Annotated in this window: 13 protein-coding genes; 4 read left to right on the forward strand and 9 right to left on the reverse strand. The window is 64.8% G+C overall.

The window, feature by feature from the left end; genetic code table 11:
- Nucleotides 1-17: 17 nt before the first annotated feature.
- Genes WIN67_RS13005 through WIN67_RS13025 form a run of 5 tightly spaced genes read right to left on the reverse strand, consistent with a single transcriptional unit; the run spans nt 18 to nt 4,274 of the window.
- Nucleotides 18-662, reverse strand: a complete 645-nt coding sequence (locus WIN67_RS13005; protein ID WP_102879829.1) for a tetratricopeptide repeat protein — start codon at nt 660-662, stop codon at nt 18-20.
- Nucleotides 659-1,468: an SDR family oxidoreductase gene (locus WIN67_RS13010; RefSeq protein ID WP_102879828.1), complete on the reverse strand. Its 810-nt coding sequence runs from the start codon at nt 1,466-1,468 to the stop codon at nt 659-661. Before WIN67_RS13010 ends, WIN67_RS13005 begins: the two co-directional genes overlap by 4 nt.
- Complete coding sequence (locus tag WIN67_RS13015; protein ID WP_102879827.1) at nt 1,455-2,129, reverse strand: TenA family transcriptional regulator; 675 nt, start codon at nt 2,127-2,129, stop codon at nt 1,455-1,457. The genes WIN67_RS13010 and WIN67_RS13015 overlap by 14 nt, the downstream gene beginning before the upstream one ends.
- Nucleotides 2,126-3,607, reverse strand: a complete 1,482-nt coding sequence (locus tag WIN67_RS13020; protein ID WP_339071413.1) for an AMP-binding protein — start codon at nt 3,605-3,607, stop codon at nt 2,126-2,128. Before WIN67_RS13020 ends, WIN67_RS13015 begins: the two co-directional genes overlap by 4 nt.
- Nucleotides 3,597-4,274: a thermostable hemolysin gene (locus WIN67_RS13025; protein ID WP_102879825.1), complete on the reverse strand. Its 678-nt coding sequence runs from the start codon at nt 4,272-4,274 to the stop codon at nt 3,597-3,599. The genes WIN67_RS13020 and WIN67_RS13025 overlap by 11 nt, the downstream gene beginning before the upstream one ends.
- A gap of 210 nt (nt 4,275-4,484) precedes the next feature.
- On the opposite strand from WIN67_RS13025, the gene WIN67_RS13030 reads away from it, so the two are divergent.
- Nucleotides 4,485-5,036, forward strand: coding sequence for a cytochrome b (locus tag WIN67_RS13030; RefSeq protein WP_102879824.1), 552 nt, complete (start codon nt 4,485-4,487; stop codon nt 5,034-5,036).
- A 131-nt stretch (nt 5,037-5,167) separates the two neighbouring features.
- Here WIN67_RS13030 and WIN67_RS13035 read toward each other — a convergent pair whose 3' ends face one another.
- From WIN67_RS13035 to WIN67_RS13050, 4 genes are all read right to left on the reverse strand, one after another.
- Nucleotides 5,168-6,208, reverse strand: coding sequence for a DUF6602 domain-containing protein (locus WIN67_RS13035; RefSeq protein ID WP_265074673.1), 1,041 nt, complete (start codon nt 6,206-6,208; stop codon nt 5,168-5,170).
- A gap of 17 nt (nt 6,209-6,225) precedes the next feature.
- Nucleotides 6,226-7,332: a DNA alkylation repair protein gene (locus WIN67_RS13040; protein WP_102879822.1), complete on the reverse strand. Its 1,107-nt coding sequence runs from the start codon at nt 7,330-7,332 to the stop codon at nt 6,226-6,228.
- A 319-nt stretch (nt 7,333-7,651) separates the two neighbouring features.
- Entirely contained in the window at nt 7,652-9,475 is a 1,824-nt protein-coding gene (locus tag WIN67_RS13045) for a monovalent cation:proton antiporter-2 (CPA2) family protein (RefSeq protein WP_102864377.1), read from the reverse strand.
- Nucleotides 9,476-9,664: 189 nt separating this feature from the next.
- Entirely contained in the window at nt 9,665-10,555 is an 891-nt protein-coding gene (locus tag WIN67_RS13050) for a LysR family transcriptional regulator (RefSeq protein ID WP_102879820.1), read from the reverse strand.
- 170 nt (nt 10,556-10,725) lie between these two features.
- Here WIN67_RS13050 and WIN67_RS13055 point away from each other — a divergent pair, with 170 nt between their 5' ends.
- From WIN67_RS13055 to WIN67_RS13065, 3 genes are all read left to right on the forward strand, one after another.
- Nucleotides 10,726-11,808, forward strand: coding sequence for a 4-oxalomesaconate tautomerase (locus tag WIN67_RS13055; protein WP_339071414.1), 1,083 nt, complete (start codon nt 10,726-10,728; stop codon nt 11,806-11,808).
- 43 nt (nt 11,809-11,851) lie between these two features.
- On the forward strand, nt 11,852-13,177 hold the full coding sequence (gene dctA, locus WIN67_RS13060; RefSeq protein WP_123393260.1) for a C4-dicarboxylate transporter DctA: 1,326 nt from the start codon (nt 11,852-11,854) through the stop codon (nt 13,175-13,177).
- Between the two features lie 139 nt (nt 13,178-13,316).
- Nucleotides 13,317-14,621: a CitMHS family transporter gene (locus WIN67_RS13065; protein ID WP_110595774.1), complete on the forward strand. Its 1,305-nt coding sequence runs from the start codon at nt 13,317-13,319 to the stop codon at nt 14,619-14,621.
- The last annotated feature ends 68 nt before the right edge of the window (nt 14,622-14,689 follow it).

Raw genomic sequence — 14,689 nt, forward strand, 5'->3', positions numbered from 1 at the left:
CTCCTGTCCTGTCCGGATCATTTGATTTTCTTGCCCACCTCGGCCAGCAGCGCCTGGATCTCTTCGTGCCGGCCCTTGTCGGCCACTTCCCGCCCGGGGCGCGGAGCAGCTTGCAATGCCTTGAGCAAAGCGACCCGGGCTTCACCGTAGCGGCCCTGGCGATACAGGTGGTCACCCCAGAAGTACAGACTATCCAGGCCGTCGGGGTTTTGCTGCAAGGCTTGCTTGAGCAGCTCCTCGGCCTTGTCGGCGTCGCCGAACCCGATGGGCCAGCCAGGAACGCGATCATACAGTGCGCCAAGGCTGGTGTAGGCAGAACCCTGCAGGGCCTTGGGGTCCAGATTCAGCGCCCGTTCCAGGTCGGCCTTGGCTGCCTTGACCTTGCTCAAGGCCCCCAGCCCGCCCTGGGCTCCGGCCCAACTGCTGGTGACGATGCCCGACCAGATCCAGGCTTCGGCGACCGCCGGGCGCTCCTGGGTAAAGGCCCGGGTTTGCGTGGCCAGCTGTTCAAAGGCGGCGGCCCGTTGCTCGGCCGGCACCTGGTACTGAATGTGCGCCCAGCCTTGCTGGATGACGCCGAGACGTTGCTGGTCCGCCGTATCCAGGGCCCAGGCGGGCAGGCTCAAACAGCCCAGCAACAGTGCGCTGATCAGGTTCTTCATGGTTTTTCGTGCTCCCGTTCGGATCGGATACTCAGCCGCCGGATCAGCGGCAGGTGTTTACGCAGGCCGCGGTCCACCAGGTTGGGCAGCAGACTGTTGAGGCGGACAAAAAAGCGTTCCGGCCAGCCCAGGTACAACTCGCGGTGGTCGCCGGCAATGGCGTGGACCACCGCGCTGGCCACGGTCTGCGGATCGTCGACGTTGCTTTTCAAGGCATCGTTCAAGGCCTGGGCGGCGGGGCTGTTCATGCTGGTGCGGGTGGCTCGCGGCGCCACATAGAGCACGTTGACCCGGGTGTCCGCCAGTTCCCGGCGCAGTGCCTCGGAGAAGCCGCGCAAGGCGAACTTGCTGGCGCAGTAGGCGGCATAACCGGGGTAGCCGATGGAGCCGTAGGTGGAGCCGACGTTCACCACCATGGCGCTGGAAGCCTGTTGCAACAGCGGTAGCAGCAGGCGAGTCAGGCACATCGGTGCGCCGATGTTGACCGCCAGCATGGCGTTGATCTCGGCGTCTTCGAGCTGTTCGAGCATGGCGAAGTGATTGATTCCGGCAGCGTTGATCAGCAGGTTGACGCTACCGATGGCCTCGGCGGCCAGCAGCACCTTGCGCCGGTCGCTGAGAAAGGTCAGGTCCGCCGAGACCCAGCACAGTTGATTCGGGTAACGCGCCAGCAGCGGCTCCAGGGGGTCTTTGTGCCGGGCCACGGCCAGCACCTGGGCGCCACTGGCGCACAGGGCCTCGGCGATGGCCAGGCCGATGCCGCCACTGGCCCCGGTGAGCACGGCGCGGGTTTCAGGCAGGCGCATGGGCGCGCTCCCCGACACGTGGCAGACCGCGGAACATCTCGCTGTACAGGTGGTAGACCACCTTCGAGGCATGGATCACTGCGGCCTGGTCGGCAGGGTCGTCGAGACGGTCCATCAGGCGCTTGTAAGTCTGCATATGCTCGATGTCCAGGGAACCGTGGGAGGCCAGGTAACTGAAGGCGTTCTGGGGCAGTTGCAGACTGTCCTGGATGCTGCCGGCGGCCAGGGTGGCCAGGGCGATGCTGGTGCCTTCGAGCACGTTGACCATACCGAACAGTCCCACCGGATTGTCCCGGGCGATCAGGTCATAGAGAAAGCTCACCATCAACTCGATGGCCAGGGACGGGCGGCCATCGCGAACCGCCAGACGGTCGCCGCCGCAGGCGACGATGTCGTTGAGCACCCACTGTTCATGGCCGTACTCCTCCTCGATGTACTCGCACACCGCGCCGCGCAGCCATTCCAGACGTTCCGGCAGGCGTGCGCCGCACGCCATCATCAGCGGCACGGTGTGGCGCACGTGGTAGTAGGCCTGGGTCAGGAACGCCCGGTAGCCCTCAAGGCTGACCTGGCCGGCCAGGGCTTCACGAATGATCGGCAGGCTGAACAGCTGTTCCCGTTCCCGGGAGGTGGCGGCTTGCAGTTGGTCGAAAAAACTCATGACGATGATTCCTCGGAATGAACAGTAGGGCAGAGCAGGTCGCGGTAGCGTGCAACGATGGCCTCGCGGCGAGGCCGGCCGTTGGCGGTGAGCAGGCCGTTGGCTGGGGTGAAGGGTTGCTGCAGGCGGGTCCAGTGGTGGACCTGGGCGTAGTCCGGCAAGGCCTCGTTGGCCTGGGCCACGGCGGCGTCCAGTTGGCTGTCGCTGCAGTCTGGCCGATGGGGCCAGAGCAGGGCATGGTTGCGAGGCAGGGCCTCGCCGTAGACGAAGGCCTGGGCAATATGGCTGCGCTGGGTCAGTTCGGCTTCGACCCATTCAGGGTTGACGTTGCGCCCGTAGCTGGTGACGAACTGGTGCTTCTTGCGGCCCTTGAGATAGAGGTAGCCATCGCTGTCGAACTCACCGATATCGCCGCTGTGCCACCAGCGCTCGACCCGCTCGGGTTCACCCAGGTAGCCCAGCAGCAGCGAGCCCTCGATCAGCACCTCGCCGTCGGCTGCCAGGTGCACTCGGACATGGGGCAAGGGCTGGCCGACGCTGCCTGGGCGGTGTGCGCCGGGACGGTTGAGGCACACCACCGAGGCGCACTCCGACAGCCCATAGCCCTCGTACACCGGCAGGCCCAGGCGCTGGGCGCGTTGCAGCAGCTCCAGCGAGACCTTGGCCCCGCCCACGGCGGCAAAGCGCAGGCTGGTGGGATTGAACAGGCGCTGTTCGGCGGCCCCCACCAACAACAGCAACAACTGCGGCACCAGGATCAGGCTTTCGGGCTGGCGCTGGGCCAGGCAGCCGAGCAAGGTGGGCGCGTCGACCCCGCTGGCGCCCTGGATGCCCAGGGTTTTCTGGCTCGGCAGGCTGAGGGTGGCACCGGCATAGAGCGCGGCGTAGCAGCCCAGGTTTTCCAGGAGAATCCCCAGGGGCAGCAGCGCCAGGTGATGGCGCGGGTTGCTGGAGTGACTGGCCTGTTCCAGTTCCCGGGCCACCTGCAGCAGGCTGTCGGCGCCCAGGCTCACGCCTTTGGGGGTGCCGGTGGTGCCGGAGGTGAAGGTCAGTTTCGCGGTGCCTGGCGGCAGGATCGAGGGCCCATCGAAGCGTCGGCGCCAGAATTCGCCCTGGCGCTCATACCCGGCGGCTTGCAGTGGCGCCTCCTGGCCGTCTTCGGCCAGCAGCAGCTCGGCGCGGCTCTGTTCCAGGCAGTGCTGGCGCTGGGCAGCGCTGAAGAAGGGCGGCAGGGTCAGGCAGGTCAGGCCCTCGAACAGCGCAGCCAGGTCCCAGAGCAGCAGTTCCGGGCCGTTGTCCAGGGCCAGGGCCAGCACGTTTACCTGTGCCTCGCGCAGCCGTTGCTGGCGGTCGATCACCTCGGCATACAGGGTGGCGTAGTCCAGGCGCAGGCGATCGCCCCAGAGTGCAATGTGGGTGGTCTTTTCTTCGGCGTGCTTGCGTAGTGCTTCCTTGAAGCGCTGCACTTCAGGCGACATGGGTGTTCTCCTCGAATGACTCCGGCAGGCCCAGGCGGTTGAACATCCCCATGTTGCGCAAGTGGATGAAGCCTGCGCGGATGCTGCCCACGTGTACCGATGGCTGGCTTTGGTAGTAGCTGCCCCAGTGATGCCGCTCTTCACCCAGGCGCTCGGGATCGGCCGCGCACAGGGTCAGGGGGCGCAGGCCCAGGCGATGAAAGCTGTTGACCAGGCCGATGTTGCCGGTGAACGCCACCCACTCCAGGCCACCCATGGCCAGCAGCCAGGTGATGGCGATGATGGACAGGCGTGCGCTGCCGGTGTCGCTGGCCGCCAGGTTGCCCACTTCCACCACGCCCTGACGCGCCGTCGGGCGCTGGGCGGCGAAGTCGATCAACTCCTCGATCGGTGCATCCAGATAACGTTCCAGAAACAGCGGGCCACTGCTGGCCAGGCGCACCCCGGCGACGGCGCACAGCGCACCCTGGGGATCACTCAAACCGAACAGCTCCGGCATGAACTGACGGATGGTGGCGCCGTGGACCTGCTGGAATCGCTGGCTGACGTAGGTTTCGAAGACGGGGCGCTGAACCTCCCCGGGCAGGCTGCGGGCCAGGGTCAGGGCCGTGGCGCAGTCCCGGCCGAAGTTGAGGGGCAGATGGATGTTCCAGTCAAAACCAGGCATGGATGCAGAGCCTCCCGAGGCATGTTGGGGAGGAGTATCGGCAGGCTTTCTTAACGAAGTCTGAAGATGGCCAAAAGACATTTTTTGCGCTCTTCAGGTTGCCTTAAGGCTGGCAACACAAGGTGGCCCACCCGAGCGACAAAAGGCGTTGCGCGGGCCCTGCGACGACCTGAATGACTCGGGCGTCCCGAACCACCGTGAGGACTGTGTATGACTGCTCAATCCGTACCATCGCGTTACGCGCGACTGTCGATCCTGATGCACTGGCTGATGCTGGCGCTGTTCGTCGGCGTCTATGCCTGCATCGAACTCAAGGGCCTGATGCCCAAGGGCAGTACGGCCCGGGGGCTGTTTCTCGGGCTGCACAGCCTGTTCGGGATCAGCATCTTCGCCCTGGTGTGGATTCGCCTGGTGGCTCGCCTGCAACCGCGACCGCCGATCTTGCCGGCGCCCTCTGCCTGGCAGACCGGGCTGTCGCACCTGATGCACCTGGTCCTTTATGCACTGATGATTGCCACGCCGCTGCTGGCCTGGCTGATGCTCTCGGCGGCGGGCAAGCCCGTGCCTTACTTCGAGTTCTTCCTGCCGGCCGCGCCGGTGACGGTGGACCCTGATCAGGCGCGATTCTTCAAGCACTGGCACGAGCAACTGGGTAGCGCCGGCTACTGGCTGATCGGCCTGCATGCCGTGGCCGGGCTGTTCCACCACTACTGGGTAGGCGACAACACCCTCAAGCGCATGCTGCCGGGTGCCCGGCGCTGAAATACGGCGTGGCCGGCAGGCCAGCGAACCGCCGCGCCGCGGTCTGCCGATTCTCCACGGCGTCCTCAGGATCGCTTTCGCCGGCAAGCCGGCTCCTGCGGGGGGACGGTCTGTGGGGGCTGTCGATGGCTTCAGGTCCTGGCCTTCCACAGGCCGAACTTGCCCGCCAGATCCAGCTTGGGATCACGCACCCGGGTCAGGTTGATCGCGGCGCCGGACCAGCCGCCCTCCATCTCTTCACTCAGGTGGTATTTCAACAGGTTGTACTGGATCGCCGTCCCCCCCAGTTGCTGGTAGCCGATGCGTGAGGTCACCGCCTCCAGCAAGCTGGAAATCAGGTACTGCAGCGGCGTTTCGTAGGCCTTGATGGCGATGCCGTAGTCGAAGCTCTCAGCGTTGCTTTCGCGAAAGCAGGCGAAGAATTCCTGCTTGCTCATGCTGCTGGACATGGCCGTGTTGTAGCTCTGGCGACAGGCTTCGAGGTCGGCGGCGCCGGGCCGGGGCAGGGCCAGGTGGTTGTTGAGGTTCTTCAGGGTCACACAGCCCTGGGTGGCGATGACCTCGGGCATCAGGGTCACGTCCAGTTCACCGGCACGGTCGGGGAGGTTGTGCCAGCTGTTCAGGCTGTTGCGCAGTTGCTCCAGGCTGGCGCCGGGATAGCCTCGATAGCCGTACACATACGCTGGCGGCAGCACCAGGCCCATGACCGAATTCATCTGCGAGACCGTGAGGTTCTGATAGTCGCGGTCATAGATGCGCGCGCTGTACTCGTCGAGGGAATGGCGCAGCACCGAGGGCTTGAGGTTGCGCACCGACTTGCCGTTCTCCAGGGCCTCGAACAGGCTCTTTTCGTTGAGCTGGGACTTGACCTCCACGGTGGCGATCACCCCTTCGATCAGGTACACGTCGGCCGAGCCGAAGGTGCGCAGCGTGGGGAAATCGTTGCGGTAGATGATCAGGTCGATCTGCTTGGAGATGCCGCCTTGGGCGTCGATGATCTGCCCGGCACCGATGCTGATGTTGCTCGGTAGAAAACGCTTGAGGACGTCACGGATGAAACTCTCCCGGGCGTCGCCAAGGACCCCGGAGTGGCTGGCGATGGTGCTGCTGACGCTGAAACTGCTTTCCAGGACCCGAGCGATGGATTTCGCCCATTTGCTGATGATTGCCACGCGGTCTTCCTTGAATGTCAGGGGATGAGCAAGTCGAAATGGCTGGTGGCCAGGGGTTCGCCGTTGACCAGCAACTGCACGCCATGGCGTCCGGGATAGTGACGGCGGGTGGTCAGTTCGCGGATCTGCTGGCTGCGGCCCAGGTCCACCCGGGCCAGGCCTTGCAGGGTGAAGGTCTTGAGCTTGAACACCTTGCTCGCCGTGGCGCCTGAAGCCTTGACGTAGTCGATGGCGTAATCCACCACCAGGCGCTGGTGGCGGGGGCTGGTGGAGACCAGGGTCAGGGACAGGTTGAGGCTGTCCCCCAGGCGCAATTGCCCGGGAGCCACCTGGAAGCGGCTGACCTCGACCTCGGGCCGGGCCCCGGCCCCGATGATCGCCAGGGCCCGGCGGTCGCCCTGCTTGATCAGGCTGCGCAAGGCATGACGGGCGATCCAGGCACTGTGGGGTTGCTCCAGGGGCCAGCCTTCAAGGCGTTCCAGGACCCATTGCGGGTGCTCCTTGGTGATGTCGTTGAGGTGATTGGCCACGGATTTGCGCACGTACAGGCTGGGGTCGTTGCGCAGGCGTTCGAGGATCGGCGCCGCCAACTGCGGGTCGGCCTGCAGCTGTTCCAGGCGAAACGACCAGGGCAGGCGCGGACGGCTGCCCTCGCTGGCCAGGCGACGCACGTGTTCATCGCTGTCGGTGGCCCACTCCTGCAGCACGGCCAGCGTGCGCTGGCAGTCCTGGCGCAGAAAGTGGCGCACGGCGAACTCGGATGAACCAAACCCGGTGAAGTACTTCAGGGCTTGCATGGAGCGCTCGAAATCGTCCAGGCCGAAACTGGCCACGTAATGGGGCAGGAAGATGCACACAAAGCGGCTGTTCAGGCGCGGTGCCAGTTGGCGCAACAGCTCGAGGCTGGTGGCGTAGTCCAGGTCCAGTACCTGATGCAGGCTGTCGCTGACCCGGGCCAGGCGCTGCATCAGCGACAGTTGGGGCAGATCCTGGCTGGCCAGCTGCAAGAAGGCTTGGCGCTGGAAGTCTGGATACACCGCGTGCATCTGCTCGGCGATGTGTTCCAGGCGTTCCTGGTTGAAGATCTCCTTGAGGGCGGGAGCGTTCTGCTGGCTTGAGCTCATGGGGTGTATCCGTTCAGTGGCGAGGCGGCATCCACTTTACACAACCGCTCCTGACAGAACCTGACGGTAGTCGCTCAAGCGTGCCGGGCCTGTAGGAGCTGGCTTGCCAGCGAAGGGCACACCACGGCTCTCAGATCATTCTCCGGCCCCTCAAGGCCGCCTTCGCCGGCAAGCCGGCTCCTACGGTGTGTCGTGCCGTGCCTGTAGGAGCTGGCTTGCCAGCGAAGGGCACACCACGGCCCTCAGATTATTCCCCGGCGCCCTCAAGGCCGCCTTCGCCGGCAAGCCGGCGAAAGCGAGGTGGCGCAGGGCTGGTGGCTCAGCGCATCGGCGGCAGCGGGCTCTCGATCTGCTCGTCCTGCTCGTCGGCGGCGAACAGTCGGGCCAGTTCGGCTCGGGCTTCCTGGGCGCTCTGCAGCACTTTGGCAGCGTCGTCGTAGACCGCGTGCTGGGCCGCCAGCAGTTGTTCGTCGTGCTGGGTGAAGCGCTGGATTCGCGAGTCGGCCTGGGCCTGGCTGAGCCCCAGGCCCACCAGGGTGCGGCGGCTCATTTCCAGGCTGGAGTAGTAGGTTTCCCGCACGGCCTGGGCCTCCAGGTCCATCAGCCGGTGCACGTGCTGGCGGTTGCGCGCCCGGGCGATGATCTTCAGGTGCGGGTAGAGCTTGCGCACTTGTTCGGCGGTCTTGATGTTGGTTTCCGGATCGTCGGTGGCGATGACGAAGTACTCCGCTGTACCGACCTTGGCCGCGCTGAGGATTTCCGGGCGCATGGGGTCGCCGTAGAACACCGGCATGCCGCCAAAACTGCGGATCAGTTCGATGGTGTCCACCGAGGTGTCCAGGGCGACGAAGGGGATTTTCTGCGCCCGCAGGATACGCGCCACGATCTGCCCCATGCGGCCCATGCCGGCGATCACCACCCGCGGGCTGTCGGCATCGATCTGGCGGTATTCGGCGGGCATTTCCAGGGGCTTGGCCTTGGGTTTGAGCCAGCGCGAGCAGGCCAGCAACAGCAACGGGGTCAGGGCCATGGACAGGGTAATGGTGAGCACCAGCAGGTCATGCAGGCGGGCCTCGAACAGGCCCTGGTCGCGACCGATCTTGAACACCACGAAGGCGAATTCACCGCCGGCCGCCAGCACCACGCCCAGGCGCACCGCGCTCTCGCGATTGAGCTCGCCGGCCAGCCGCCCGACCACAAACAGCAGCGGCAGCTTGAGGCCGATCAGCAGCAGGGTCAGGCCCAGCACCGCGATGGGCGCGCTGAGCAGCAGGCTGATATTGGCGCCCATGCCGACGCTGATGAAGAACAGCCCCAGCAGCAGGCCCTTGAAGGGTTCGATCTGCGCTTCCAGCTCATGGCGGTATTCCGAGTCCGCCAGCAGCAGGCCGGCGAGGAAGGCGCCCAAGGCCATGGACACGCCCACCAGATCCATCAGCCAGGCCGTGCCGATCACCACCAGCAGGGCGGTGGCGGTGGACACTTCCGGCAAGCGGGTGCGAGCCACGATGCGAAACACCGGGCGCAGCAGGTAACGCCCGCCCACCACCACCACGGCGATGCTGCCCAGCACTTGCAGGCCGTGACGCAGATCCTCGGCGCTGCTGGTGTGGTGATCGTTGCCGGCCAGCACTGGGACCATGGCGATCAGCGGAATGGCGGCGATGTCCTGGAACAGCAGGATGGCGAAGGCCATGCGCCCGTGGGGGCTGTTCAGCTCCTTGCGTTCGGCCAGGCTTTGCAGGCCCAGGGCGGTGGATGACAGGGCCAGGCCCAGGCCCAGCACGATGGCGCTGTTCAGCGACTGGCCGAACAGAAACAGCGCCACCACGCCGATCACTGTGCCGGTCAACAACACCTGGGCCAGGCCAGCGCCGAACACCGCCTTGCGCATCACCCACAAGCGCTTGGGCGACAGCTCCAGGCCGATGATGAACAGCAACAGCACCACCCCCAGCTCGGAGATGTGACTGACGCTTTGCGGATTGCCCACCAGCCCCAGCACCGAGGGGCCGATCAGCACCCCGGCCAGCAGGTAGCCGAGCACGGCCCCCAGTTGCAGGCGCTTGGCCAGGGGCACGATCAGCACGGCGGCGCAGAGGAACACGACGGCGGCTTGTAGCAGGTTGCCTTCATGGGGCATCGGGGGGACTCCAGGGAGAACGGGGCGCAGTGGATGATAAAGGCTCGCCGGTGACAATCAGCGGATGGCTGTTGCCAGTCTGCGCCCGGATAAAAACGGCGTGGATGTTCTGAGACTGGCGGTGCGCCCTGCAAGGCACGTCGGAGTAGGAGGGAGGCTGGAGAGGGGGGAGTTGGAGGGACGCACCGGTCAGTGCGGCCACTGCTCCAGCAGGATCGCCACGAATTTTTCCGCCGCCGGCGACAGCGATGCGCCGCGTCGATACACCAGGCCCAGGGTGCGATTGACCACGGGGTCGGTCAACGGAACGCTGACCAGGGTCGGGTGATCGGCGGCCGGCATGGCCAGGCTTGGCATCGCCGACACCCCGAGCCCGGCCTCCACCATGCCCAGTGACGTGGACAGGTGCTGCACCTCGTAGAACCACTGGGGACGCCAGCTCAAGCCGGACAGGGCATGGTCCAGCAGCATGCGGTTGCCGCTCAGGCGACCGACGCCGATCAAGCGGTAGTCGCTCAGTTCCGACCAGGTCACCGAGCTGCGCTTGGCCAGTTCGTGGTCGCGCCGGCAGGCCAGGACAAAGGGCTCGTTGACCAGTGGCACGAACTCGATGTCCGGGTGCTGGCCGCTCATCATGTTGATGCCGAAGTCCGCTTCGCCGCGCAGCACCGCTTCAAGGCCTTCGTTGGCACTGAGATCGAGCAGACGGATGCGGATTTTCGGGTAGCGCTGGTTGTACAGGCGGATCACCGACGGCAGGAAGTAGAAGGCCGCCGTGGGGATGCAGGCCAGGGTCACCTGACCGATCTGCCGTTCTGCCAGCTCACGGATGTTGAGGATCGAGTCGTCGAAGTCGTCCAGCAGGCGTCGGGCCTTGGGTAGAAAATCGCGACCGACGCTGGTCAGGCTGACCTTGCGCGTGGTGCGGTCGAGGAGGGCGGTGCCCAGCCCCTCTTCGAGCTTTTTCATGCGTCGGCTCAGGGCCGGCTGGGACAGGTGCAAGGCGTCGGCCGCTTCGTGAAAACTCCCCAGTTCGGCGATTTTCACGAAAGATCTGATGTCCTGAAGCTCATATTCCATGCGGGTTTCTCAAAGCGGGAGTCGGGTGGAACGCTGCCGGACACGATATTTAATTCATGCGTGAAACGCAATAATGTCTCTGATATTTGCATTGGAAACACTTTTTAATCCCTGACACTCTTGTGTCCAGAACATCAATTACCTCGATTGATCAACAAGAGTCAGTGTTCATGCAACGAATTCCTTGTGTGTTGATGCGCGGCGGCACCTCCAAAGGGCCGTTTTTTCTGGCCTGGGATCTGCCGGTGGCCGTGTCCGAGCGTGATGAGCTGTTGCTCAACCTGATGGGCTCCGGCCACGAGCTGGAAATCGACGGCATCGGCGGTGGCAGCCCGCAAACCAGCAAGGTGGCGATCGTCAGTCCGTCGCTGCACCCGGACGCGGATGTCGACTACCTGTTCGTCCAGGTCATGGTGTCCCAGCGGCGGGTCGATACCGCGCCCAACTGCGGCAACATGCTCTGCGCCGTCGGGCCCTTCGCCATCGAGCAGGGGCTGGTCAAGGCCACGGGGGCACAGACCCAGGTGCGGATTCGCAACCTCAACACCGGCACCCTGGTCAATGCCCAGGTCCAGACTCCCGATGGCAAGGTCAGCTACGAAGGCGATACCACCATTGACGGCGTGCCGGGCAGCGCGGCGCCGGTGGCCCTGACCTTTCTCGATGCCGCCGGGAGCAAGACCGGCCAGTTGTTCCCCACGGGCCAGCCCCAGGATTTGATCGACGGCATTGCCGTGACCTGCATCGACATGGCCATGCCCATGGTGCTGGTGCAGGCGGCCTGCCTGGGCAAGCGCGGCGATGAAAGCCCGGCCGAGCTGGACGCCGACGCGGACTTTCTCCAGCGTCTGGAAAGCCTGCGGGTGAAGGCCGGCCTGGCCATGGGCCTGGGGGATGTCAGCGACAAAGTGATTCCCAAGCCGGTCCTGGTGTCCCGGGCCCGGGCGGGGGGCACTCTCTCGGTGCGCTATTTCATGCCCCACAACTGCCATCGAGCCCTGGCCATTACCGGCTCCATCGGCCTGGCTACCGCCTGTGTCACCGCCGGCAGCGTGGTGGCCGAGATGCTGGGCGGGATCAGCGAGCCGCGCCTGCAAAAGGTCCGTATCGAACACCCCAGCGGGGCAATAGATGTCGTATTGTCCTACAGCGGCACCCGCCCCGAGACCATCCGCGCCTCGGTGGTCCGCACCGCTCGCCGGTTATTTTCCGGGTATGTCTACGCGCCTGTTTCACAACGCCTTGCCGGGTAGTTGACGCGCTGTCGATCCCGGTTGCATCAGAACAATTCTAAAAATGGGTGATGCCATGAAAGTTGTTAAATCGCTCTACTTCCAGATCCTCTGTGCGGTGTTCCTCGGGGTTCTGGTGGGGCACTTCTGGGCCCAGCAAGCCATTGCCCTGAAGCCTCTGGGAGATGCCTTCATCAAGCTGATCAAGATGATGATCGCCCCGGTGGTGTTCTGCACCATCGTCACCGGCATCGCCGGCATGAGCGACAAGCGTTCCCTGGGCCGCCTGCTGAGCAAGACCATGCTGCTGTTCCTGGGCCTGACCCTGATCAGCCTGTGCATCGGCCTGGCGGCGGTCTACCTGTTCCAGCCCGGCGCGGGGATGAACATCGACCCCACCCGGTTGAACACCCAGGGCCTGTCCCAGTACACCGATTCGGCAGCCAAGCTGGGGGTGGTGGAGTTCTTCATGCACATCATCCCCGAGACCTTCATTGGCGCCTTCAACAAGGGCGAGGTGCTGCCGGTGCTGTTTATCGCGGTGCTGTGCGGGTTTGCCCTGTCGTCCCTGGGCGAGCGCGGCAAGCCGGTGCTGGAGGTGCTGGAGTCGGCCTCGCAGATGGTGTTCAAGATTTTTTCCTACCTGATGCGTTTCGCGCCGGTCGGCGCCTTTGGCGCCCTGGCCTTTACCGTGGGCCAGTACGGCATCACCTCCCTGGGCGCCTTGGCCAAGCTGATCATGACCCTCTACGTCGCCTGCGGTTTCTTTGTCTGCGTGGTCCTGGGCGGCATTTGTCGGGCAAACGGCTTCAGCCTGTGGAAGCTGTTGCGCTACCTGCGTGAAGAGTTCCTGGTGGTGCTCGGCACCTCGTCCACGGAGCCGGTGATGCCGCGCATGCTGGAAAAACTCCAGGCCCTGGGCTGCAAGAAAAGCGTGGTGGGGCTGGTGCTGCCTACCGGCTATTCGTTCAATCTCGACGGTACGGCGATCTACCTGTCCCTGGCGGCGATCTTCATTGCCCAGGCGTGCAACATCGAGCTGAGCGCCGGCCAGATCGTCACCATGCTGGCGATCATGCTGCTGTCGTCCAAGGGCGCCGCCGGGGTGACCGGCAGCGGTTTCGTGGCGCTGGCCTCGACCCTGACGGTGATTCATGACATTCCCCTGGCCGGCCTGGCGTTGTTGATCGGCATCGATCGCTTCATGTCCGAGGCCCGGGCCTTGACCAGCCTGGCGAGCAACGCCGTGGCGACGGTGGTGATCGCCCTCTCGGAGCAGGCCTGCGACCGCCAGTTACTGTTGCGCACGCTCGATGGCCAGCCGCTTGCGGCTCAGGCCGCTGCCGCCGATGACAGCCCCGCGGCCGCTCTGGCGAGCAAGCTCGGCTAGACCCGCCAGGCAGGACCGCTTTACCCCAAGTACCGACTCAACACCTGCGCCGGGCGCCCTTGAACGGGGCGTCCGGTGCTCGGGTGGCCGTGCGCCCGCGCGCCGGTCATGCTCATCATAAAAACAAGAGAATCGACTTATGCTCGCTTTACTCGGCCTCGCCATGGTGGTGGTCTTTACCGTCCTGATCATGACCAAGCGCCTGTCGCCCATCGTCGCCTTGACGCTGGTGCCTATCGTTTTTGCGCTGCTCGGCGGGTTTGCCGGCAGCACCGGCAAGATGATGCTCGACGGCCTGAAAATGGTCGCGCCGTCGGCGGCGCTGTTGTTGTTCGCCATTCTGTTCTTCGGCTTGATGATCGATTCGGGGCTGTTCGATCCGCTGATCCGCAAGATTCTCAAGCGGGTCAATGGCGACCCGATCAAGATCGCCATCGGCACCGCGTTGCTGTCGCTGGTGGTCGCCCTGGACGGCGACGGCACCACCACCTACATGATTACCTGCGCGGCCATGCTGCCGTTGTACAAGCGCATCGGCATGAACCCGATGATCCTCGCCACCATCGCCATGTTGTCCCTGAGCATCATGAGCGGCATGACCCCGTGGGGCGGGCCGGCAACCCGAGCCATCGCCGCCTTGGGCCTGGATGCCGGCGAGTACTTCGTGCCGCTGTTGCCGACCATGATCGGCGGCGCCGCCTGGGTGGTGTTTACCGCCTACCTGCTGGGTCGGGCCGAGCGCAAGCGTATCGGCAATACCCAGCTGCAAAGCGGTGGCGGTGACTGCTACATCCAGGCGATTCTGGAAGACACGCCGCATAAGCGGCCCAGGCTGGCCTACGTCAACCTGCTGCTGGTGGTGGCGGTGATGACCGCGCTGGTGTTGGGCCTGATGCACTCGGCGGTGCTGTTCCTGATCGGTTTTGTCCTGGCGCTGATGATCAACTACCCGCAGTTGGATATTCAGAAGGAGCGCATTCTTGCCCATTCAGGCAACGCCATGACCGTGGTGCTGCTGGTCTTCGCCGCGGGGATCTTCGCCGGGATCTTCTCCGGCACCAAGATGGTCGATGCCCTGGCACAGACCCTGGTGGACTGGATTCCGCCCTCCTGGGGTCACCTGTTCCCGCTGGTGGTGGCGCTCACCAGCATGCCGTTGACCTTCGTCCTGTCCAACGACGCCTACTACTTCGGCGTGGTGCCGATCCTGGCCAACGCGGCGGCGGCTTATGGCATTTCTCCCCTGGAAATCGCCCGCGCCTCGATTCTCGGCCAGCCGGTGCACCTGATGAGTCCGCTGGTGGCCTCGACCCTGCTGCTGGTGGGCATGGTGGACCGTGACATTGGCGACTTCCAGAAAGCCACGGTGAAGTGGGCCGTGCTGACCTCCCTGGTCATTACCGCCCTGGCCTTGCTGACCGGTGCCCTGACCCTGTTCGTCTGATTGCTTCGAAACCCTCCTTTGTGGCCTGGCGCGCCTGCTGGCGGGGCGCTTGGCGAACTGCGCCTTGA

Origin of the sequence: Pseudomonas idahonensis, assembly GCF_037903935.1 — a bacterium.
Classification (GTDB): Bacteria; Pseudomonadota; Gammaproteobacteria; order Pseudomonadales; family Pseudomonadaceae; genus Aquipseudomonas; species Aquipseudomonas danubii.